Annotated in this window: 22 protein-coding genes; 20 read left to right on the top strand and 2 right to left on the bottom strand. The window is 61.0% G+C overall.

Annotation, left to right across the window (positions count from 1 at the left end; all coding sequences use genetic code 11):
- Positions 1-2: 2 nt before the first annotated feature.
- The 10 genes from FJ979_RS11585 to gph are packed head-to-tail and all read left to right on the top strand — an operon-like array spanning position 3 to position 9,979.
- Complete coding sequence (locus FJ979_RS11585; protein WP_140515144.1) at positions 3-1,049, top strand: class 1 fructose-bisphosphatase; 1,047 nt, start codon at positions 3-5, stop codon at positions 1,047-1,049.
- Between the two features lie 8 nt (positions 1,050-1,057).
- Entirely contained in the window at positions 1,058-1,930 is an 873-nt protein-coding gene (locus FJ979_RS11590; RefSeq protein WP_140498210.1) for a phosphoribulokinase, read from the top strand.
- A gap of 10 nt (positions 1,931-1,940) precedes the next feature.
- Complete coding sequence (gene tkt, locus FJ979_RS11595) at positions 1,941-3,950, top strand: transketolase (protein WP_140581032.1); 2,010 nt, start codon at positions 1,941-1,943, stop codon at positions 3,948-3,950.
- 11 nt (positions 3,951-3,961) lie between these two features.
- Positions 3,962-5,041, top strand: a complete 1,080-nt coding sequence (fba, locus tag FJ979_RS11600) for a class II fructose-bisphosphate aldolase (protein WP_140581035.1) — start codon at positions 3,962-3,964, stop codon at positions 5,039-5,041.
- Positions 5,042-5,062: 21 nt separating this feature from the next.
- Positions 5,063-6,556 carry a ribulose-bisphosphate carboxylase large subunit gene (locus FJ979_RS11605; protein ID WP_140498217.1) on the top strand — a complete coding sequence of 498 codons (1,494 nt, stop codon included), beginning with the start codon at positions 5,063-5,065 and terminating at the stop codon, positions 6,554-6,556.
- 18 nt (positions 6,557-6,574) lie between these two features.
- Positions 6,575-7,009, top strand: coding sequence for a ribulose bisphosphate carboxylase small subunit (locus FJ979_RS11610; RefSeq protein WP_140498220.1), 435 nt, complete (start codon positions 6,575-6,577; stop codon positions 7,007-7,009).
- A gap of 7 nt (positions 7,010-7,016) precedes the next feature.
- On the top strand, positions 7,017-7,955 hold the full coding sequence (gene cbbX, locus FJ979_RS11615; RefSeq protein WP_140566596.1) for a CbbX protein: 939 nt from the start codon (positions 7,017-7,019) through the stop codon (positions 7,953-7,955).
- Positions 7,956-8,015: 60 nt separating this feature from the next.
- The gene (gene rpe, locus FJ979_RS11620) at positions 8,016-8,702 is read left to right on the top strand and encodes a ribulose-phosphate 3-epimerase (protein WP_140581038.1); all 687 of its coding nucleotides are present in this window, start codon (positions 8,016-8,018) and stop codon (positions 8,700-8,702) included.
- 21 nt (positions 8,703-8,723) lie between these two features.
- Entirely contained in the window at positions 8,724-9,281 is a 558-nt protein-coding gene (locus tag FJ979_RS11625; protein ID WP_140524712.1) for a thioredoxin family protein, read from the top strand.
- Entirely contained in the window at positions 9,278-9,979 is a 702-nt protein-coding gene (gene gph / locus FJ979_RS11630; RefSeq protein ID WP_140581041.1) for a phosphoglycolate phosphatase, read from the top strand. The genes FJ979_RS11625 and gph overlap by 4 nt, the downstream gene beginning before the upstream one ends.
- 48 nt (positions 9,980-10,027) lie before the next feature.
- On the opposite strand, the gene FJ979_RS11635 is transcribed toward gph, so the two are convergent.
- Positions 10,028-10,408, bottom strand: coding sequence for a cytochrome c family protein (locus FJ979_RS11635; RefSeq protein ID WP_140498230.1), 381 nt, complete (start codon positions 10,406-10,408; stop codon positions 10,028-10,030).
- 360 nt (positions 10,409-10,768) lie between these two features.
- Between FJ979_RS11635 and FJ979_RS11640 the strand changes: the two genes are divergently transcribed.
- From FJ979_RS11640 to FJ979_RS11665, 6 genes are all read left to right on the top strand, one after another.
- Positions 10,769-10,978 (top strand): hypothetical protein, encoded by a 210-nt coding sequence (locus tag FJ979_RS11640; protein ID WP_140524714.1) that lies wholly within the window; start codon positions 10,769-10,771, stop codon positions 10,976-10,978.
- A gap of 31 nt (positions 10,979-11,009) precedes the next feature.
- On the top strand, positions 11,010-11,996 hold the full coding sequence (locus tag FJ979_RS11645) for an ABC transporter substrate-binding protein (protein WP_140524715.1): 987 nt from the start codon (positions 11,010-11,012) through the stop codon (positions 11,994-11,996).
- A gap of 77 nt (positions 11,997-12,073) precedes the next feature.
- Positions 12,074-12,820, top strand: a complete 747-nt coding sequence (locus FJ979_RS11650) for an ABC transporter permease (protein WP_224519073.1) — start codon at positions 12,074-12,076, stop codon at positions 12,818-12,820.
- Entirely contained in the window at positions 12,789-13,529 is a 741-nt protein-coding gene (locus tag FJ979_RS11655; protein WP_140498534.1) for an ATP-binding cassette domain-containing protein, read from the top strand. The genes FJ979_RS11650 and FJ979_RS11655 overlap by 32 nt, the downstream gene beginning before the upstream one ends.
- Before the next feature lie 64 nt (positions 13,530-13,593).
- Positions 13,594-14,535, top strand: coding sequence for a quinoprotein relay system zinc metallohydrolase 2 (locus tag FJ979_RS11660; RefSeq protein WP_226880619.1), 942 nt, complete (start codon positions 13,594-13,596; stop codon positions 14,533-14,535).
- 117 nt (positions 14,536-14,652) lie between these two features.
- Positions 14,653-15,516 (top strand): quinoprotein dehydrogenase-associated SoxYZ-like carrier, encoded by an 864-nt coding sequence (locus tag FJ979_RS11665; protein WP_140515257.1) that lies wholly within the window; start codon positions 14,653-14,655, stop codon positions 15,514-15,516.
- A 52-nt stretch (positions 15,517-15,568) separates the two neighbouring features.
- Here the strand turns inward: FJ979_RS11665 and FJ979_RS11670 are convergent, their stop codons facing one another.
- Positions 15,569-15,922: a hypothetical protein gene (locus FJ979_RS11670; protein WP_140498241.1), complete on the bottom strand. Its 354-nt coding sequence runs from the start codon at positions 15,920-15,922 to the stop codon at positions 15,569-15,571.
- Between the two features lie 685 nt (positions 15,923-16,607).
- Here FJ979_RS11670 and FJ979_RS11675 point away from each other — a divergent pair.
- The 4 genes from FJ979_RS11675 to FJ979_RS11690 all read left to right on the top strand — a co-directional run bounded on the left by FJ979_RS11675 (position 16,608) and on the right by FJ979_RS11690 (position 20,632).
- Positions 16,608-18,509 (top strand): methanol/ethanol family PQQ-dependent dehydrogenase, encoded by a 1,902-nt coding sequence (locus tag FJ979_RS11675; protein WP_140498243.1) that lies wholly within the window; start codon positions 16,608-16,610, stop codon positions 18,507-18,509.
- 176 nt (positions 18,510-18,685) lie between these two features.
- On the top strand, positions 18,686-19,210 hold the full coding sequence (locus tag FJ979_RS11680; protein ID WP_140515133.1) for a c-type cytochrome, methanol metabolism-related: 525 nt from the start codon (positions 18,686-18,688) through the stop codon (positions 19,208-19,210).
- The gene (locus tag FJ979_RS11685) at positions 19,182-20,075 is read left to right on the top strand and encodes a substrate-binding domain-containing protein (protein WP_140524717.1); all 894 of its coding nucleotides are present in this window, start codon (positions 19,182-19,184) and stop codon (positions 20,073-20,075) included. The genes FJ979_RS11680 and FJ979_RS11685 overlap by 29 nt, the downstream gene beginning before the upstream one ends.
- A complete protein-coding gene (locus FJ979_RS11690; protein WP_140581044.1) occupies positions 20,072-20,632 on the top strand; it encodes a PQQ-dependent catabolism-associated CXXCW motif protein in 561 nt (186 codons plus the stop codon). Before FJ979_RS11685 ends, FJ979_RS11690 begins: the two co-directional genes overlap by 4 nt.
- The last annotated feature ends 243 nt before the right edge of the window (positions 20,633-20,875 follow it).

The following is a 20,875-nucleotide window of genomic DNA, read 5'->3' on the forward strand; positions in this document are numbered from 1 at the left end:
CGATGCCAGCGGCAACGCTCGACGCTTTTCTGAACTCCTATCTCGGCCAGCCGGACGAACTTCGCTCCGCGGTCGTAACGACTGTCCGTCAGCTGACACAGGCCGCCAGCAAGATCCGCAATACCATCAATCAAGGTGTGCTCGGCGCCGCCTTTGCCGGGACCCGTGGCGCCAACGCCGACGGCGATGTCCAGAAGGATCTCGACGTCTTCTCCGACGACATCTTCCTCGACGCCATGCGCCACGCTCCGGTCGCGCTCTACGCTTCCGAGGAGCTGGAGCAGCCGGTCCTGCTCGACAGGCAAGCACCACTCGCCATTGCCATCGACCCGCTCGACGGCTCTTCCAACATCGACACCAACGTGTCGATCGGAACGATCTTCTCGCTCCTGCCCGCAACTGGCGCGCCGGATGCCGATCCGGCCGCCTCTTTTTTGCAGGCGGGCGTGAATCAGCTAGGCGCCGGTTTCTTCATCTATGGGCCGCAGTTGGCGCTCGTCCTGTCGCTCGGCAGCGGTACGCATATCTTCGTCCTGTCGGCCAGGCTCGGCACCTTCGTCCAGGCCTACGAGAGCCGGATCATTCCGCAACGCACCCAGGAGTTCGCCATCAACGCCGCCAACTACCGGCACTGGGACGAGGCCGTGCGGCTCTATGTCGACGACTGCCTGGAGGGCACCGAAGGACCGCGAGAGAAGGATTTCAACATGCGCTGGATCGCCTCCCTGGTCGCCGACTGCTACCGCATATTGATGCGCGGCGGCGTGTTTCTCTACCCCGGCGACCGGCGCAAGGGCTACGGTCAGGGACGGCTGCGCCTGGTCTACGAGGCCAACCCGATTGCCTATCTCATAGAACAGGCTGCCGGTGCGGCCACCGATACGATCAACCGCATCCTGGACATCGAACCCGACAGCCTGCACCAGCGCGTGCCGATGGTCTTCGGGTCGGCGCGGGAGGTCGCGCGCGTCACCCGCTACCACACCGAGCCGAGCAACATCGGCGAACGAGCGCCGCTGTTCAGCCGCCGTGGCCTCTTCAGAGCCTGAGCAGCACCATGTCAGCCAAGCACCCCATCATCACCATCACCGGCTCGTCGGGCGCCGGCACCACTTCGGTCAAACGTATCTTCGAGCTGATCTTCCGGCGCGAGAACATCGAGGCCGCGTTCATCGAAGGCGACGCATTCCACCGCTACGACCGCGCTGCGATGAAGGCAAAGGTGGCCGAAGAGGAGAAGGCCGGCAATCCGAACTTCACCCACTTCCATGCCGCGGCCAACGAACTCGGGATTCTCGAAGAGGTGTTCGCGGAATACGGCCGCCGGGGATCCGGAAGAACCCGCACCTACATCCATGACGAGGAAGAGGAAAAGCAGTACGGCACGCCACCGGGAAGCTTTACCGAATGGCGCGAGTTCGGTCCCAGCGACCTGCTCTTCTACGAGGGGCTGCACGGCTGTGTCGTCACCGACACGATCAATTTGGCGAAGCATGCGGATCTCAAGATCGGCGTCGTGCCGGTCATCAATCTCGAATGGATCCAGAAGATCCATCGCGACCGTTCGACACGCGGCTATTCCACCGAGGCGGTGATGGACGTGATCCTGCGCCGAATGCCCGACTATGTCCGCTACATTGTCCCGCAATTCTCACAGACCGCCATCAATTTCCAGCGCGTGCCGATCGTCGATACGTCCAACCCCTTCATCGCGCGCTGGATTCCGACGCCCGACGAATCGATGCTGGTTATCCGCTTCGCCAATCCGCGCGGCATCGATTTTCCCTATCTGCTGTCGATGATCCACGACTCGTTCATGTCGCGGCCAAATTCCATCGTGGTGCCAGGCAACAAGCTCGACCTTGCCATGCAGCTAATCCTGACGCCCCTCATCCTGCAATTGATCGAACGCAAGAGCCGTGTGTCGTGAGGAGGACGCCATGACCAGCCAAACAGCACTAAAGCCTGCCGCCGCCGCCGTCGTCTCGGAGCTCGACATGGCGAACGCCATTCGCGTGCTGGCGATGGACAGCGTCCAAAAAGCGAATTCGGGACACCCCGGCATGCCGATGGGCATGGCCGATGTCGCAACGGTGCTGTTCAACCGCTTCATCAATATCGATCCTTCCAGGCCGGGCTGGCCCGACCGTGACCGTTTCGTGCTTTCAGCCGGCCATGGCTCGATGCTGCAATACGCGCTGCACTATCTGCTCGGCTATGAAGACATGCAGATCGAGGAGTTGCAGCGGTTTCGGCAACTGGGCAGCCGCACGGCCGGACATCCCGAATATGGCCACGCGCTTGGTGTCGAGACCACCACCGGCCCGCTCGGACAAGGCATTTCCACGGCGGTCGGAATGGCGCTGGCGGAGCGCATGCTTGCTGCCCGCTACGGTGCCGATCTGGTCAACCATCATACCTATGTGATTGCAGGCGACGGCTGCCTGCAGGAAGGCATCAGCCACGAGGCGATCGACCTCGCCGGCCACCTGAAGCTTTCCCGCCTGATCGTGTTCTGGGACGACAATGCGATCTCCATTGACGGGCCAACCTCCCTGTCCACGTCGATGGACCAGCCGGCGCGCTTCAAAGCCGCCGGCTGGGATGTCCAAACGGTCTCCGGCCACGACATGGAAGCTGTCGCCGCGGCTATCGAGGCGGCGCGGCAGTCGGATCGACCGTCGCTGATTGCCTGCCGCACTGTAATCGGCAAGGGCGCCCCCAATCTCGGCGGTTCGGAGAAGACGCATGGCGCGCCGCTGGGCGAAGCAGAGATCGCCGCGACCCGCGAGAACATCGGCTGGACCTTCGCGCCGTTCGAGGTGCCGGACGACGTGCTTTTCGCCTGGCGCGAAATTGCCGGCCGCGGCGAAGCGATGCGGGGCGCCTGGGAGCAGCGGCTTGCCGCCTCGCCGCAGCGAGAGGCCTTCGAGAACGCGGTCGCCGCCAGACTGCCCGACGCGGTCTTCGAAGCGCTCGATGCCTTTCGGCGAGGGCATGTCGAGAAGGCAACCAAGGTGGCAACGCGAAAAGCTTCCGAAATGGCGCTGGAGGTCATCAACGGCGCCACGGAATTGACCGTCGGCGGCTCGGCCGATCTGACGCACTCGAATCTGACGATCACCAAGGGCATGAACCGCATTGCGCCGAGCGACTATGCCGGCCGCTATATTCACTACGGCATTCGTGAACACGGCATGGCCGCCGCCATGAACGGCATCGCACTGCATGGAGGCTTCGTGCCCTATGGCGGTACGTTCCTCTGCTTCGCGGACTATGCGCGTGGTGCGATACGGCTCTCATCGCTCATGGGCCAGCGCGTCATCTACGTGATGACGCATGATTCCATCGGCCTCGGCGAGGATGGCCCGACGCATCAGCCGGTCGAGCACCTGGCGATGCTGCGTGCCACGCCGAACCTCAATGTCTTTCGCCCAGCGGATATCATCGAAACGGCGGAATGCTGGGAACTTGCGCTGAAGAGCAGGGATCGGCCGAGCGTGCTGGTGCTGTCGCGCCAGAACCTGCCGATGCTGCGTGAGGCGCACAGCGACGCGAACCGCTCCAGCCAGGGCGCATACATCCTGCGCGAGCCAGCCAGGCACCGCGCCGTCACCCTGATCGCAACCGGCTCGGAGGTCGAGATCGCGGTTGCCGCCGCCGAAAGGCTGGAGACCGAGCATGGCGTCGCCGCCGCGGTCGTCTCGATGCCATGCTGGGAGCTTTTCGAGGAGCAGGAAAGCGCCACCCGCAAGGCCGTTCTCGGCTCCGCGCCGCGCGTCGCGGTCGAAGCGGCGGCCCGGCTGGGCTGGGACCGCTGGGTCGGCGAGACGGGCGCTGTCGTCGGCATGGCCGGTTTCGGCGCCAGCGCCCCTGCCCCCGATCTGTACCGGCATTTCAACATAACGTCCGAAGCGGTTGCTGCGGCGGCGCTGAAGATCATCATCTAGGAGGACCCACAATGGCCCGCATCACCCTTCGCCAGCTTCTCGACCATGCCGCCGAGCACGGCTACGGCGTCCCTGCATTCAACATCAACAACATGGAACAGGGCCTCGCAATCATGGAAGCGGCCAAAGCCTGCGACGCGCCTGTCATCATCCAGGCCTCACGTGGGGCCCGGTCCTACGCCAACGACGTCATGCTGGCCAAAATGATGGAGGCATTGACTGAAATGCATCCGACCATTCCGCTGTGCATCCATCAGGACCACGGCAACGACGAGGCCACCTGCCTGTCCGCGATCCGCCACGGCTTCACCTCGGTGATGATGGACGGATCCCTGATGGCAGATGCCAAGACGCCGGCAAGCTATGCCTACAACGTCGCCGTAACCGAACGAGTCACACGCATGGCGCATTGGGTCGGGGCTTCCGTCGAAGGCGAACTGGGCGTGCTCGGATCGCTGGAAACCGGCCAGGGCGAGGCCGAGGATGGCCACGGCGTCGAGGGCGCGCTCTCCCACGACCAACTCTTGACCGATCCCGATCAGGCGGTCGACTTCGTGGCCACAACCCAGGTGGACGCGCTGGCGATCGCCTGCGGCACCTCGCACGGCGCTTACAAATTTACCCGCAAGCCGGACGGCGACATACTGGCAATGCAGGTGATCGAGGCGATCCACGAGAAGCTACCCAACACGCATCTGGTCATGCATGGCTCTTCCTCCGTGCCACAGGAACTGCAGGACATCATCAACAAATATGGCGGCGAGATGCCCCAGACCTTTGGCGTCCCGGTGGAGGAAATCGAGCGCGGCATCCGCTACGGCGTGCGTAAGGTCAACATCGACACCGATTGCCGCATGGCCATGGCCGGGCAGTTCCGCCGCGTCGCGACGGAGAATCCGCGCGAGTTCGATCCCCGAAAATTCCTGAAGCCCGCCATGGATGCCTTGCACGATCTTTGCCGAGACCGCTTCGAGCGTTTCGGCACGGCGTCCAACGCCTCGAAGATCAAGGTCATCGCCATGGACGAGATGGCCAAACGCTATGCCGCGGGAAAACTCGCGCCCCATATCGCAACCGCGAAAGCCGCCTGAGCAACAAACAGGAGACCTGTCATGAACAAGATCGATATGCTGCCAGCGGGTACGCTCAAGGAAGGCAAGGAACGCTACAAGTCAGGGGTCATCCCTTACAAGAAGATGGGCTACTGGGAGCCGGACTACAGGCCCAAGGAGACCGATCTGATCGCCATGTTCCGGATCACGCCGCAACCCGGCGTCGACCACGAGGAGGCAGCGGCCGCCATCGCCGGTGAATCCTCGACCGCGACGTGGACCGTGGTGTGGACCGACAGGCTGACAGCCTGCGAGCTCTACCGCGCCAAGGCGTTCAGATCCGAGCCGGTTCCAAACACTGGTCCCGGCACCAAGACCGAGCAACAGTACTTCGCCTACATCGCCTACGACCTCGACCTGTTCGAGCCGGGCTCGATCGCCAACCTGACCGCATCGATCATCGGCAACGTGTTCGGCTTCAAGGCGGTCAAGGCGCTGCGACTGGAAGACATGCGTATCCCGGTCGCGTATCTCAAAACCTTCCAGGGACCCGCAACCGGCATCGTGGTGGAGCGTGAGCGGCTCGACAAGTTTGGCCGTCCGCTGCTCGGCGCGACGACGAAGCCGAAGCTCGGCCTGTCAGGCCGCAACTATGGCCGCGTCGTTTACGAGGCGCTGAAGGGCGGCCTCGACTTCGTCAAGGACGACGAGAACATCAACTCGCAGCCCTTCATGCACTGGCGCGACCGCTTCCTCTACTGCATGGAGGCGGTGAACAAGGCTTCAGCTGCCACCGGCGAGGTCAAGGGCCATTATCTCAACGTCACCGCCGGCACGATGGAGGAGATGTATGAGCGCGCCGAATTCGCCAAGCAGCTTGGCTCCTGTATCATCATGATCGATCTCGTCATCGGCTACACGGCGATCCAGTCGATGGCCAAGTGGGCACGCCGCAACGACATGATCCTGCACCTGCACCGCGCCGGCAATTCGACCTATTCGCGCCAGAAGAACCACGGCATGAATTTTCGCGTTATCTGCAAATGGATGCGCATGGCCGGCGTCGACCATATCCACGCCGGCACTGTGGTCGGCAAGCTGGAAGGCGACCCGCTCATGATCAAGGGGTTTTATGACACGCTGCGCGAGGAACGCACGCCGCAGAACCTCGAAACCGGGCTGTTCTTCGATCAGGACTGGGCCTCGCTCAACAAGGTGATGCCCGTCGCCTCGGGCGGTATCCATGCCGGCCAGATGCACCAGTTGATCCATTATCTCGGCGAGGACGTCATCTTGCAGTTCGGTGGCGGCACGATCGGCCATCCCGACGGCATCCAGGCAGGCGCGACGGCCAATCGCGTTGCATTGGAAGCGATGATCCTGGCCCGCAACGAGGGACGCGATTATTTGCGCGAAGGAACCAAAATCCTCGAACAGGCGGCCAAATGGTGCACCCCGCTGAAGGCTGCCCTGGAGACCTGGAAGGATGTCACCTTCAACTATGAATCGACCGACACGGCCGACTTCGTGCCAACCGCAACGCCCAGCTTCTAGAAGAAAGGAACCGTCGCCATGATGACCAATCCGGGAAACAAGGTCACGCAGGGACAGTTCTCGTTCCTGCCCGATCTCACTGATGAGCAGATTTCGGCGCAGATCAAATATGCGCTGAAGAACCACTGGGCCGTCAGCGTCGAGTACACGGACGATCCGCATCCGCGAAACACCTATTGGGAAATGTACGGCAACCCGATGTTCGATTTGAGAGACCCGGCGGGCATCCTGCTCGAAGTCAACGCTTGCCGGAAAGCCTGTCCGAACATGTATGTCCGGGTAACCGCCTTCGATTCGACCAAGGGATGGGAAGCGCCGCGCATGTCGTTCATCGTCAACCGGCCACCCAGCGAACCCGGGTTCCGGCTGCTGCGCCAGGAGCGTGACGGCCGCAGCCAGGGTTATTCGATCGTGCCTTATGCGACCGACAGGCCCGAGGGCGAGCGGAGCTAGCTGAGCCATGCTGGACACGATAGCAAAGGGCGCTGGCGCGCAGGACGAATCGGTTGATCTGCAGGCCGAGTTCGAAGCGTCCAACATCGACGAGGTGATGGACAAGCTCGATCGCGAACTCATTGGCCTGAAGCCAATCAAGAACCGCATCCGCGAGATCGCGGCTCTTCTCCTGGTCGACCGGCTTCGCCGCAAGTTCGGGCTGACCTCGGGCGCACCAACGCTACATATGAACTTTACGGGAAATCCCGGCACGGGCAAGACCACCGTGGCGCTGAGGATGGCCGAAATCCTGCATCGCCTCGGCTATATCCGGGAGGGGCACATGGTCGCGGTGACACGCGACGATCTCGTCGGCCAGTATGTGGGCCACACCGCACCCAAGACGCGCGACGTGATCAAGCGCGCCATGGGCGGCGTGCTTTTCATCGACGAGGCCTATTATCTCTACAAGCCCGAGAACGAACGCGACTACGGCCAGGAATCGATCGAGATCCTGCTGCAATGCATGGAAAACAATCGTGACGACCTGGTCGTGATCCTTGCCGGCTACAAGGACAAGATGGATCGTTTCTTCGACAGCAATCCCGGCATGCGTTCGCGCATCGCCCACCACCTCGATTTTCCCGACTACGGCGTCAGCGAGCTGAAATCGATCGCCGAGATCATGCTGGCGGAGCAGAATTACCGCCTCAGCGAAGCGGCCGCCCAGGCCCTCGAAGAGTATCTTCCGATCCGCATGAGGCTGCCGCATTTCTCCAACGCGCGCTCGGTGCGCAATGGGCTGGACCGGGCGCGGCTTCGCCAGGCCAATCGGCTTTTCGCATCGCGAAGCCGTGCCCTGACCAAGGCAGACCTTATCACCATCGAGGAATCCGATATCCGCGGCAGCCGCGTATTCGCGGAAGGGAAGCTCGAAGGCGAACCGGAGACGAAGGCGCGCTGACAGGACGAAGCCGGCTGGCGGGCGCCCCGAGACGAAAGACAGAAATTGGAGACGACGACCATGGTCACCAGGACAATCATCGCGCCCTCCGTGCTTTCCGCGGATTTCTCGCGGCTCGGCGACGAGGTCGAAGCTGTCGTTCAGGCGGGCGCCGACTGGATCCATCTCGACGTGATGGACGGGCATTTCGTGCCCAACATCACCTTCGGTCCGCCGGTCATCAAGGCGATCCGTGGCCGAACGGACAAGGTCTTCGACTGCCATCTGATGATCGCACCGGCCGACCCGTATCTGGCCGCCTTCGCCGATGCCGGTTGCGACATCATCACGGTGCATGCCGAGGCTGGACCGCATCTCGACCGCTCATTGCAGGCGATCAGGAATCTTGGGAAGAAGGCCGGAGTGTCGCTCAATCCGTCGACGCCGGAGAGTGTCATCGAGTATGTGCTCGACCGGCTCGATCTGGTGCTGCTGATGACGGTCAATCCAGGCTTCGGCGGCCAGGCTTTCATTTCAGCGATCGTCGAGAAAGTCAGACGGATCAAGGGCTTGGTTGGCCATCGCCCGATTGACATCGAGATCGACGGCGGAGTCACGGCCGAAACCGCCCCGCTGGTCACCGCGGCTGGCGCCAACGTACTGGTCGCCGGTTCGGCTGTATTCAAGGGAGGCACCGAGGCAGCCTATCGTGCCAATATCGGCGCCATCAGACAGGCGGCCGATGGCGCGATCCGGAAAGCCGCGTAAACCGTTGTCGGGGAGACGAACATGGCTGCGGTCCCACCTGTATGCGATTTCGGCTGGCCCGCCATCGATGCCGTTTTGCCCGGCGTCGACGGCACGTCGCATTCCATCTTCGGTCACGCCGGCCCGAATGGCCTGGTCGTGGCCTTCATCTGCAATCACTGCCCTTATGTGAAGGCCGTGATCTCTCGCATCGTACGCGACGCCAATGACCTCAAGGCCGAAGGCATCGGCTTCGTCGCGATCAACTCCAACGATGCCGACACCTACCCGGACGATTCCTTCGACCACATGAAGCGCTTCGCCATGACGAACGGCTTCAGCTTCCCTTACCTGCACGACGAGGCGCAGACCGTAGCGCGCGACTACGCAGCGGTGTGCACTCCCGATTTCTTCGGGTTCAACAGCGAACTGAGACTGCAATATCGCGGCCGGCTGGACGCGTCGCGACGCGAATCCGGACCGCTCGGGCTGCGACGCGATCTGTTCGAGGCGATGAAGCAGGTTGCTCGAACCGGGGATGGTCCGTTCGACCAGATCGCCTCGATCGGCTGCTCGATCAAGTGGAAGGATGCTGCATGAATGTCGGCGCAGGTAGGTCGCTTCGACCGCCAAAGGCGATCCTGTTCGACCTCGACGGCACGCTGGTCGACTCGGCGCCTGATATAACGGCCGCCGTCAACGAGTTGCTGGCCAGCCGCGATCTGCCGCCGTTGCGCCTGGACCAGGTCAAGGCCATGATCGGTGGCGGCGTCAGGAAATTGATAGAGCGGGCATTCGCGGCGTCGGGAGCGCCGCTCGTCGGCAACGCGCTCGATGAGGCCAACCGCGTCATGGCGCCGATCTACAGCCGACATCTGACCGGCCTGACAAGACTGATGCCTGGCGTCAGGGAGGTTCTCACACACTTCTACGCGAAGGGAATGGCCATGGGCGTGGCGACCAACAAACCGCAGTTGGCGACTCGCGAGATCCTGCTGCATTTCGGACTGACGGAATATTTCCGTGCGATCATTGGCGGAGACGCGGTGACATGCCTGAAACCCGCGCCCGATGCCCTGCTGCTGGCGCTAGCCCAGCTTGGAGTCGACCCCTGTGACGCGCTGCTGATCGGAGACAGTGGCGCCGATGCAGGCGCCGCACGCGCCGCCGGCATGCCCGTCATTCTGCTGCGCGGCGGATACACCCATTTTCCGGTTGAAGAGCTTGGCGCCGACCAGGTTTGCGACAGCCTTTTCGACCTGCCTGCGGCGATGCAGGGGCTGCAAGCCGGTGCTTGATCGGGGCGAACGCCGGCCGGACGCAAGTTCGAACGGCCGGCGGCGCCGCTATTTCGAGAATTGCTTCAAATAGGCGATGACGTTGGCGATGTCTTGGTCCTGCTTGAGGCCGACGAACGCCATCTTCGTTCCTTTGACCATGGCCTTGGGATCGCGAAGGTAAGTCGTCAGCGTGGGTTCGTCCCATTTGACGCCGGACTTGCCTGCCGCGACCATCGCTTGGGAGTAACTGAACCCCGGGTGTGTGCCAGCCGTCCGGCCGATGACGCCGTTCAACGACGGGCCGACCTTGTTCTTGTCCTGGTCGGCGACATGGCAGACCTTGCATTTGGCGAAGACCTTCTCACCCGCCGCGGCATCCTGTGCCTGGGATTGGCTTGTGATGAAGGACACAGCAAACACGACTGCGAAAAATGCGATTGCGCGCATGGCATTTCCTCATGGATCGTCTGGGTGCCCTGGACGATTTTGCGCATGCCGATCTTTCATCCATTGGCATGCACCTTACGCGGTGGGGTGGAGTATCCGCTTTCCCTTTGTGAAGCGGCGCCGCGCGAATCGAAAAGCTAGTTGGCGTGGGGTGAAAGTCAATCGTATAAAGGTATAGAGGCTTGGGTACCCAGGGTACCGGTATTCGTCTTTGTTGACGGCTATCGGGCGAATGCGTAGCTTCAAGACATCCGGTTTCTCCACTGGCACCTCGGGAATCCGGCAACTGGCGATTTTGTCCAGGCTCCTCATTGGGCCGGACCAGTCGAGACAGGCGTCCCGGAGCGCAAGAGGTGCTAAATGGATATGGTCGATCTCATATTAACGGTGTGCCTCAGCACCAATCCGGGCAATTGCCGAGACGAACACCTCTATTTCGAGAGCCGCGGCTCTCTGCTCCAATGCATGTTCCTTGCACCCAGCGAGATCGCGAAATGGTCTCAGGAACACCCGACCCTCAAGGTCATGCGCTGGAAATGCGCATTTCCGAGCAAGGAACGATCGATCTGATTGACGTCCTGGAGCCCAGGGAGAAGGTGTCATGATGATTTCACGGCGCAACACGCTGCGTCTGGCGGTTCTCGGCACAGTTGCTGCTCTCGCCGCCAGGCCTGCCTTTGCAGCAGCCAGGATTCGCATCGGTGTCCTGAAGTTTGGAACCGTGAGTTGGGAACTCGACACGTTGACGGAACACAAATTCGATGTGGCGAACGGGATCGATCTGGAGATCATCGATTTCGCCGGGGAGGACGCGACCAACGTCGCCTTGCTGGCCGGTGCGATCGACATGATCGTCTCCGACTGGCTGTGGGTCTCGCGCCAACGGTCGGAAGGCGGCGACCTCACATTAGCCCCCTATTCGACCGCCGTGGGGGCGATCATGGTGAAGGAGGGGTCGCCGATCCAGACGGTCGCCGACCTCAAGCACAGGAAGATCGGCGTCGCCGGCGGCCCGCTCGACAAGAGCTGGCTCCTGATACAGGCTCTGACCAGACGCGACTACGGGATCGACCTGTTGGCAACCAGCGACATCATCTTTGGCGCGCCACCGCTGATTTCGGAAAAGGCCATGCAGGGCGAACTCGATGCGGTGCTGAATTTCTGGCATTTCTGCGCCCGTCTCGAGGCCAACGGCTTTCGTCGATTGATGGGCGTGAACGATGCGACGCGTGAGCTCGGCGCCTTGGGACCTGTGTCGGCACTCGGTTACGTCTTCCACGACCAATGGGCGAACGAGAACCCGGAGGCCGCCAGGGGCTTCGTCAGGGCCTCCGCGCAAGCCAAGGACCTGCTGGCCAGATCCGACGAGGAGTGGCTGCGCCTGGCGCCGATCATTCGCGCGGAAGGCAAAGAGCTGGAAAAACTGCGCGACCGCTACCGCCAAGGCATCCCCAGGCGGGCGGTCGCCGAGGAAGCGGCCGACGCCGGCAAGCTCTATCACGTGCTGGCGGCGATCGGTGGCGCGAAGCTGGTCGGCAGCGCGCCCGAGATGGCGCCCGGCACATTCTGGCAGGACCGCACGGAATGACCGCACCGGAAACCAGCAACGGCACGCGAGGTGCCCCGACGAGCATGTCCGGGCGATCCAGCTTGGCGACAACGCTGATGCCCGCGCTGACCGTGGCGGTTTCCTTGCTCGGGCTTTGCCTGCTGTGGAGCCTTGCGGCGAGTGTCTGGCGGAGCCGTGCCCTCCCGGGGCCGGGACAGGTCTGGCAGGTGCTCCTCAGGGAGGCTGCGAGCGGCGACCTCTTCTATCATCTCGGCGCGACCCTCGGCCGGGTCGCCGCGGCATATATCGTCGCGATGATCATAGGATCGGTGATCGGCGTTCTGCTCGGCAGCTATCGTCGCGCCGACCGCTTTTTCAACCCATGGGTAATTCTATTCCTCAACATCCCGGCGCTGGTGGTCATCGTCCTCGGCTACATATGGTTCGGCCTCAACGAGGCGGCGGCGATCGGCGCGGTGGCGGTGAACAAAATCCCGAATGTCGTGGTGACGATGCGTGAGGGCGCCAGGGCGCTTGATCCGAGCTACGCCGAAATGGCCACTGTCTATCGCTTCGGTCCTCTCGATCGCATCCGCCACATCCTGCTGCCGCAATTGCAACCCTATCTTGCCGCCGCGTCACGATCCGGCATCGCCCTCATCTGGAAGATCGTCCTGGTCGTCGAACTGCTCGGCCGGTCGAACGGCGTCGGCTTCCAAATCCATCTCTATTTCCAGCTCTTCGACGTCGCCGCCATTCTTGCCTACACACTGGCTTTCGTGGCGGTGATGCTCGTCATCGAACTTCTTTTGGTGCAACCCGTTGAACGACATGCAACCCGTTGGCGCCGTCGTCCCGCTTAGGGTCGATATCGCTGAAAAGACTTTCAGGTCCGCGCAAGGCGTCTCGATCACGGCGCTTCAGGACCTTTCCTTCGAGGTCCGGCAAGGCGAGTTCGCCTGCTTGCTGGGACCGTCGGGCTGCGGCAAGACCACGACACTGCGTATCCTGCTTGGATTGGACAAGGATTTTTCCGGATCCTTCCAGTTGCCGCAAGGAGGCTCCAACCGCATTGCGGCCGTGTTCCAGGAGCCGATCTTGCTGCCGTGGCGAACGGTGGAGCAAAATGTCAGGTTGGCCTTGCCGAAAAGCTTGAGAACGAAGAATCTTGACGGGCTCTTTGAAACTCTCGGCCTCGCCGGCATGCGTTCTCTCTATCCTGCGGAACTGTCGCTCGGCCTTGCGCGCAGGGCAGCACTTGCCAGGGCCTTCGCTACCGAGCCGGCGATGCTTGTCCTGGACGAACCCTTTGTCTCGCTCGACCACCAGACCGCCGAGCGGCTTCGTCACCTGCTTCTGTCGGTATGGTCGGCACGACCCACGACCGCCTTGATGATAACGCACGATCTACGCGAGGCGCTGATGCTGTCGGATCGCATCATCGTGCTCGCGCCGCGACCAGCACATGTGCTCGGCGTGTTCGACGTGCGGTTGCCTCGGCAACATCGCAATTCACAGGTGATGAGTGACCTTCTGCGGTCGTTCCGGCAAAGGTTCCCGGGCGTCACCTGAACGCCCTGATGGCGAATGCATATCGGAGGACCCCATGTCGATTGATCGGCTACGACGCAGGGTTATGAGTGGCTTTGCCTGCACCGCCGTCAGCGCTGCCTTGCTGCCATGCTGCCTCGGACGAGCCGCCTTGGCCGCGGCTGGCAGCCTGCGGTTCTCGGTTGGCCAAATCGCCGACGGCGTCTTCGCCTTTCAGGGCGTGGATGAATTGATGACCGCAACAAACGACGGTGCCATCTGCAATCTGGGCGTCGTCGTCGGCACCGACGCGGTTGCCGTCATCGACAGTGGCGGCAGCCTGACCGAGGCGCACGCCTTGCTCGCCGCGATCGGAAAGATAACCGCAAAACCGGTTCGCTTCCTGATCAACACCCACATGCATCCCGATCACATTTTCGGCAATGCGGCATTCCGGGAGATCGGCGCGACCATTGTTGGCCATCGCAATTTGCCGCGTGCCCTCGAGGCGCGTGGTGCGTTCTATCTGCACAATTATCGCGAACAGGTCGGCGAAGCGCTTATGAACGGAGTCGAGATCGTTTCGCCGGCGATGCTGGTCGATGATCGCCTGGAACTCGATCTCGGGGGGCGCATGCTCGAACTGCGGGCATGGAAGGCTGCGCACACCGACAACGACCTGACCGTCTTCGACCCCGAGACCAGCACGCTCTTTGCCGGCGATCTCGTGTTCATGGGCTCCTTGCCGACGCTCGACGGATCGCTGCTTGGCTGGCTCCGCCAGATGGATGCGCTCGCCGCGATCAGCGCCGCGCGCGTCGTTCCGGGTCATGGTCCGGTGCCGGCCGACTGGCCGCAGGCGCTGGCAGGAGAACGGCGCTATTTCGAGATTCTGGCGCGCGATATCCGCAAGGCGATCGCCGACGGGACGCCGCTCCGAGAGGCCGTCAAAACCGCCGCCGGAAGCGAACGGGGCAAATGGCACCTGTTCGACGACTACAATGAGCGCAACGCAACGGCTGCTTTTGCTGAACTCGAATGGGAATAGACCACACCGACATGCGCCAGAGATCATGAAGTGGGGCGATTTGCCAACGCGTCGTCAAAGGCATATTCTAAACGCCAGCCTGGGCACCACCTCTGTTGCATTGGTGGAGGCATCGAAATGCAAAATCACGCTTACGCGAGCAGGCAGTTCGCCTTGTCGCTTGCACCATTCTTGGCCGCAATCATCTTGACCATCGGTACGCTGTTCGGCGTCTCCTCAGCCGCCAACGCACAGCAAACAACGGCTTCTTCGGAGAAGATCTGGGAAGACTTGAAAGGCGACGTGTTCGGCGACCGAGCTATTCTGGTCGATACCGGCGTGGTCAGGATCGAAGCGCCAAAGCGGGCGCAAGATGCCGCCATCGTGCCTGTCGACATCTATGTCGACCCAGCCAAGGCGCCGGACGGCATCAAATCCGTGACCTTGATCATCGACGCCAATCCTGCGCCGGTGGCGGCAACGTTCCAGATCGGCAAGGACGCCGGGGTGACACATCTGTCGACACGCGTGCGCGTCAACGATTATTCCTATTTGCGTGCCATAGCGGAGACTCAAGGCGGCCAACTCCACATGGCTCAGACCTTCGTCAAGGCGTCAGGCGGCTGCTCCGCCCCTGCGGTCAAGAACCAGGACGAGGCCATGGCGACGATGGGGCAGATGAAGTTGCGCCAGTTCCCACCCCAAGAGACGATGAGCAAGGCAGAGGAGTTGCAGTTGATGATCCGCCACCCGAACAATTCGGGCCTGCAGCGGGATCCACTGACCCAGTATTTCATTCCCGCGCATTTTGTTCAGAAGCTGTCGATCTCGCAGGCCGGCCGGCCGATCCTCTCGATGGAAGGTGGAATATCGATTTCGGAAGACCCCAATTTCCGATTCGATTTCACGGCGCACGGCAATGGTGAAATCCAGGTCGAAGCGATCGACACGGATGGCAAGGTATTCCGCAATCAGTGGCCGCTGGAGAAAACGGGGCTCTGAAGTCTCGAAATACGGTATGCCGCACTGCCACCGCGATGGGCACGCTTGATCTTTAGAAGCAACGCACGTCGGCTTCAGACTGCGCACGCTTCAGCTCTGTACGGGCTGCCTTCGCCGGTGCGCTTTCGCGAAACAGCCCCGCGTTTTCCCCCGTCGTCAAAGACATGCTCTTGAAGGTCTCAGCCGTCTCATAGTGGTCGTAGGGAAGGATCGAGGCGATGACGTCGATCGAGCAGGAACAGCTTTCCAGCGCCTGACGCGTCTGGCCGTTCGTTCGCATGCAGCCGAGCACGTAGTCGACAACCGTTACCGTGGGATAATCTCCCGCAGCACCCGCCGGGTTTGCGATGGCCAGCGTCGCGGTGAAGAGCAGCGGCAAGGTCGAAAATCCAACATATCTGATCATGAGGAACCTCCGGTTGGTCCGGGTTCGATGCGCCCGGACGGGATCGGCGTGCCAGTTGGCAACGCGCCGTAAAGCCAGTCAAGCACCCATGAGTTCCGTATACGACCAAAGGAGGAAAGGGCTGTCCACGAGCGATAGCTGCGGATGACGACTTGATCACCGGCTCCGCGCCCAGGCTCCTACGACCGCTTCGCATCTCGCTCAATACCGGGCAACGGCGAGACTTTTTACATGCCATCCAAGATGGGCGCCGATAAACATTATCAAATAACCTTGTTGTATATTAAATCAAAAGATCGACCGTAAGACTATCTTAATACCGTTCTCGGTCTCCACGGAGGCATAAAACACTTCATATTAATCTTGTAGTTCTGTTCATTTCTGTATATTGCAGTGCATCATTTAGAATATTGCGGTGCAACAATGCACTAGGCCTTTTTTGCTTGCCTAGCCTTTTGGGATGACATAGCCTTTCCCTGTTTCCGGCTTCAAGGGCGTCACCGTCATTAGGGAGCGGCGACAGTCTTTCGTAGGCCAAAGTGAGGTGGGCAGTAACGGTGCCCTCTGCACATCTGGCTTAGGTCGTGACACGCTGCCGGAAATATTTCCCCCCCGTGAATCGCTTGGGCGAGCCCTTGTGGGCCTGACAGTCGATTCATCACTGTGAACCCCGGGAGGAATTCGGATGCGTGTACTTACGAAAGCTACGTATATTCTAACCACTGCGGCGTTTCTGTCGCTCGGCGCGGCCTATACGGCGTCGGCCAACGAGGATCTTGCAAAGCTCGCTTCGGATGCGAAGAACTGGGCGATGCAGACGGGTGACTACGCCAACACCCGCTATTCCAAACTCAACCAGATTACTGCGGATAATGTGAAGAACCTGCAGGTCAAATGGACCTTTTCCACCGGCGTGCTGCGCGGGCATGAGGGTGGACCGCTGATCATCGGCGATGTGATGTATGTCCATACGCCCTTCCCAAACAATGTCTTTGCGCTCGACCTCAAGAATGACGGGAAGATCCTCTGGAAATACGAGCCCAAGCAGGATCCGAATGTCATTCCGATCATGTGTTGCGATACGGTCAATCGCGGTGTTGCCTATGGTGACGGCAAGATCATTCTCAATCAGGCGGACACCACGGTCGTCGCCCTCGATGCAAAGACCGGCAAGGTCGTCTGGTCGGTCAAGAATGGCGACATGACCGACGGCGGCAAAGGCGAATCCGGCACGGCTGCCCCCGTCGTGGTCAAGGATAAGGTACTCATCGGCGTGTCCGGCGCCGAATTCGGCGTTCGCGGCTGGCTGGCCGCCTACAATCTGAAAGACGGCAAACTTGCCTGGAAAGCCTATTCGGAAGGTCCCGACGCCGACACCCTGATCGATCCCGAGAAAACCACCCAGCTGGGCAAGCCGGTAGGCAAGGATTCCGGCACCAACACCTGGGAAGGCGAGCAATGGAAGACAGGCGGCGGCACGACATGGGGATGGTATTCCTATGATCCCAAGCTGAACCTGGTCTACTACGGCACCGGCAATCCCTCGACATGGAACCCGGTCCAACGGCCTGGCGACAACCGCTGGTCAATGACGATCATGGCCCGCGATGCCGATACCGGTGTTGCCAAATGGCTCTACCAGATGACCCCGCATGACGAATGGGACTATGACGGCATCAACGAGATGATCCTCGTCGACGGCATGGAGGTCAATGGCGCCAAACACGACGTGCTGGTGCATTTCGATCGTAATGGTTTCGCCTACACCATGGATCGCGCCACCGGCGAGCTTCTCGTCGCCAAGAAATACGATCCAGCGGTGAACTGGGCGACGGAAGTCGTCATGGACCCAAAGAGCGAACAGTATGGTCGCCCGCAGGTCGTGGCGAAATATTCGACCCAGCAGAACGGCGAAGACACCAACTCGACGGGTATTTGCCCGGCGGCGCTTGGAACGAAGGATCAACAGCCAGCTGCCTATTCGCCGAAAACCGGCCTGTTCTATGTTCCGACCAACCATGTCTGCATGGACTATGAGCCGTACAAGGTAAGCTACACCGCCGGTCAGCCTTATGTTGGCGCCACAGTGTCGATGTACCCGGCACCTGGCGGCGACGGCAGCATGGGCAACTTCATTGCCTGGGATGCGGCCAAGGGCGAGATCGTCTGGTCGAAGCCTGAGAAGTTCTCCGTGTGGTCGGGCGCGTTGGCGACAGATGGCGACGTCGTCTTCTACGGCACGCTCGAAGGCTACATCAAGGCGGTCGATAAGGACGGCAAGGAACTTTACAAGTTCAAGACCCCGTCCGGCATCATCGGCAACATCACCACGTACGAGCATGACGGCAAGCAGTACATCGCCGTTCTGTCCGGCGTCGGTGGGTGGGCAGGTATCGGTCTGGCAGGCGGTCTGCTTTCGCCTGACAACGCTGCTGCCTGGCATGGCGCCGTCGATCAGGGCCGTGCGCAAGGCGATCAGTCCGCTGTCGTTGGTACCGCTGGTCTGGGTGCCGTCGGCGGCTACGCGGCACTTGCCGACTATACGACGCTGGGCGGTCAGCTCACCGTCTTCGGTCTCCCGGACTGACGGGCGGGGAACCTTAAGCACGCCTCAGGTCTTGTTGGACCGGAGGTTTGAAAAACGAGAGCCCGGATCATCCGAAACCATGGCCGGGCTCTCGATGCGGTTGCACCCCCGACACACCGATCAATGCCGGCCACGGCAGCAAAACCGTGTCCACGGCAAATGAAGGAAGCGTTTGAATGTCCGTTCGCATTGTAATTTCGGCTTTCGTCCTGGCTCTGCTGCCTCTGGCAAGCTCAGGCGTGGCGTGGGCCGAGGACAGCATGGAAAAAGCCAAGGCGGTGAAGCAAGAAGGCGGCAAGTATTTGGATGCGGATGGAAATCCGACCTACAAGATCGAGAACGGAACCGTCGACTGGTACACGTTCAGCGGCTACCGCCGGTATCACTCCGATTGCCATGTCTGTCACGGACAGGATGCGACAGGTTCGAGCTACGCGCCGGCCCTGGTCAACAGCTTGAAAACCATGGACTACGCCACGTTCCTCTCGATCGTCGCCGAGGGCCGCAAGAATGTCGGCGGCGGCAAGGAAAACGTCATGCCTGCCTTTGGCGACAACAAGAACGTCTATTGCTACCTGGACGATCTCTATGTCTACCTGCGCGCGCGCGCCGATGGTGCGGCGCCACGCGGCAGGCCGCCCAAGCACGAAGACAAGCCGCAGGCGGCGAAGGATGCCGAAGCATCCTGCATGGGCGGATGACATGAACGGCTGCGGTGCATTGAAGCTGCGCGTCGTTCTGCCGATTCTCGGCGCACTGGCCTTGTTGCCATCGAACGCGCAGGCGCAAGGCGCCGGCCTCGGCGCGGCGGGAGAACTGGTCGATCCCGACATTCTGCGCGTCTGCGCCGATCCTTCGAATATGCCCTTCACCGACAAGAGCGGCGAAGGCTTCGAAAACAAACTCGCCGAACTGGTAGCCGCGAAAACCGGACGGAAGTCCGTCGCCTATACCTGGTTTCCACTTGTCACCGGCTTCGTTCGCAACACGCTGGGAGCGAACCGATGCGACATCATCATGGGCTATGCCCAAGGCGATGAACTGGTGCAGAACACCAACGCCTATTATCGCTCCACATATGTGCTGGTCTACCCGAAGGGCAACGATATGGAGGGCGTCGAAACGATCGAGGATCCCAAACTCACGGGCAAGACGATCGGGGTTGTCGAGCGCACGCCGCCAACCGCCAACATGGCCGCCAACAAGCTTCTGCGGACCGCCAAGATCTATCCGCTTGCGGTGGATACGCGTGTCACCCCCTCCATGGGGGAGGTCATGATCAAGGACATGCTGGCCCACAAGATCGACGCGGCGGTCCTGTGGGGACCGATGGCAGGCTACTATGCCAAGCAACTTGGAGCCGATGTGGCGATTGTTCCGCTGGTAAAGGAAAAAACCGGCTCGCGGATGTCCTACCGCATCACCATGGGCGTACGTCCGTCCGACCAGGAATGGAAGCGGACGCTCAACCGGGTGATCAGGGAAAACCAGGCGGAGATCAACAGGCTCCTGCTGAGTTACAACGTGCCGCTGATCGATGAACACGACAATCCGATCACCCAATGAAGGGAAAGGAGGCTGTTTTTTTGCTGGTCGCTGCGAGCCTTATGGGTCTGGCCGAACCGACGCGGGCTGGCGAGATCGCCGAACCCAGGGGGTACCGGATGGACGACTATCGGGCGCCGGTGCCGCCGACGCTGCAAGGCGCCAGGGTGGTGACGACGGCGGAAGCTGAAGCGCTGTGGCGAGCGAAGAAAGCAGTCTTCTTCGACGTGATGCCGAACACGCCCAAGCCGACCAATTTGCCGGCAGGAACGATATGGAGAGACAAGGTTAGAAAGGACATTCCAGGCAGTACATGGCTGGCCAACGTGGGATACGGCGCTATTTCGCAAGAGACCACCAGCTATTTTCGCCAAGGCCTCGAAGCCAAGGCCGGCACGGACAAATCGCGAGCGATTCTGTTCTATTGCATGACGAATTGCTGGATGTCCTGGAATGCCGCCAAACGGGCGATCGAGTGGGGCTACAGTTCGGTAATCTGGTATCCACTCGGCGCTGATGGGTGGGAAGGTGCAAATCTTCCGCTGGAGGTGAAAAGACCATATGAAACGAGCAATTGAAGGAAGGTTTTGCTATTATTCCCGGTAGTTTTGCTTTTCGATTTTTCAAAACCTACTTTTTCGTTTGTCCATTTTGAGACGTGATGGACGAGCCATTGCTTCGGTGCCCTGCAATGGTTGGCTAACAACAGGGATCGGTCCCTTCGGACTGGTATAAGAGGAGAAATGTCATGAAGAAGAACTGGAAAAAACCGACCATGTGCCAGGTTGCTGCGGGCATGGAAATTTCTCGGTATCTGCCTG

This window comes from Mesorhizobium sp. B1-1-6, assembly GCF_006443035.1.
GTDB lineage: Bacteria > Pseudomonadota > Alphaproteobacteria > Rhizobiales > Rhizobiaceae > Mesorhizobium.

What these genes read in the sequence shown, in the direction of transcription:
- gph (WP_140581041.1), top strand. Translation starts at nt 9,278, where the DNA reads ATGAATGTCGGCGCAGGTAGGTCGCTTCGACCGCCAAAGGCGATCCTG.
- cbbX (WP_140566596.1), top strand. Translation starts at nt 7,017, where the DNA reads ATGCTGGACACGATAGCAAAGGGCGCTGGCGCGCAGGACGAATCGGTT.
- FJ979_RS11690 (WP_140581044.1), top strand. Translation starts at nt 20,072, where the DNA reads ATGAAGGGAAAGGAGGCTGTTTTTTTGCTGGTCGCTGCGAGCCTTATG.
- FJ979_RS11680 (WP_140515133.1), top strand. Translation starts at nt 18,686, where the DNA reads ATGTCCGTTCGCATTGTAATTTCGGCTTTCGTCCTGGCTCTGCTGCCT.
- FJ979_RS11655 (WP_140498534.1), top strand. Translation starts at nt 12,789, where the DNA reads ATGCAACCCGTTGGCGCCGTCGTCCCGCTTAGGGTCGATATCGCTGAA.
- rpe (WP_140581038.1), top strand. Translation starts at nt 8,016, where the DNA reads ATGGTCACCAGGACAATCATCGCGCCCTCCGTGCTTTCCGCGGATTTC.
- FJ979_RS11625 (WP_140524712.1), top strand. Translation starts at nt 8,724, where the DNA reads ATGGCTGCGGTCCCACCTGTATGCGATTTCGGCTGGCCCGCCATCGAT.
- fba (WP_140581035.1), top strand. Translation starts at nt 3,962, where the DNA reads ATGGCCCGCATCACCCTTCGCCAGCTTCTCGACCATGCCGCCGAGCAC.
- FJ979_RS11675 (WP_140498243.1), top strand. Translation starts at nt 16,608, where the DNA reads ATGCGTGTACTTACGAAAGCTACGTATATTCTAACCACTGCGGCGTTT.
- FJ979_RS11660 (WP_226880619.1), top strand. Translation starts at nt 13,594, where the DNA reads ATGAGTGGCTTTGCCTGCACCGCCGTCAGCGCTGCCTTGCTGCCATGC.
- FJ979_RS11635 (WP_140498230.1), bottom strand. Translation starts at nt 10,408, where the DNA reads ATGCGCGCAATCGCATTTTTCGCAGTCGTGTTTGCTGTGTCCTTCATC.
- FJ979_RS11640 (WP_140524714.1), top strand. Translation starts at nt 10,769, where the DNA reads ATGGATATGGTCGATCTCATATTAACGGTGTGCCTCAGCACCAATCCG.
- tkt (WP_140581032.1), top strand. Translation starts at nt 1,941, where the DNA reads ATGACCAGCCAAACAGCACTAAAGCCTGCCGCCGCCGCCGTCGTCTCG.
- FJ979_RS11605 (WP_140498217.1), top strand. Translation starts at nt 5,063, where the DNA reads ATGAACAAGATCGATATGCTGCCAGCGGGTACGCTCAAGGAAGGCAAG.
- FJ979_RS11645 (WP_140524715.1), top strand. Translation starts at nt 11,010, where the DNA reads ATGATGATTTCACGGCGCAACACGCTGCGTCTGGCGGTTCTCGGCACA.
- FJ979_RS11610 (WP_140498220.1), top strand. Translation starts at nt 6,575, where the DNA reads ATGATGACCAATCCGGGAAACAAGGTCACGCAGGGACAGTTCTCGTTC.
- FJ979_RS11585 (WP_140515144.1), top strand. Translation starts at nt 3, where the DNA reads ATGCCAGCGGCAACGCTCGACGCTTTTCTGAACTCCTATCTCGGCCAG.
- FJ979_RS11650 (WP_224519073.1), top strand. Translation starts at nt 12,074, where the DNA reads ATGCCCGCGCTGACCGTGGCGGTTTCCTTGCTCGGGCTTTGCCTGCTG.
- FJ979_RS11685 (WP_140524717.1), top strand. Translation starts at nt 19,182, where the DNA reads ATGCCGAAGCATCCTGCATGGGCGGATGACATGAACGGCTGCGGTGCA.
- FJ979_RS11665 (WP_140515257.1), top strand. Translation starts at nt 14,653, where the DNA reads ATGCAAAATCACGCTTACGCGAGCAGGCAGTTCGCCTTGTCGCTTGCA.
- FJ979_RS11590 (WP_140498210.1), top strand. Translation starts at nt 1,058, where the DNA reads ATGTCAGCCAAGCACCCCATCATCACCATCACCGGCTCGTCGGGCGCC.
- FJ979_RS11670 (WP_140498241.1), bottom strand. Translation starts at nt 15,922, where the DNA reads ATGATCAGATATGTTGGATTTTCGACCTTGCCGCTGCTCTTCACCGCG.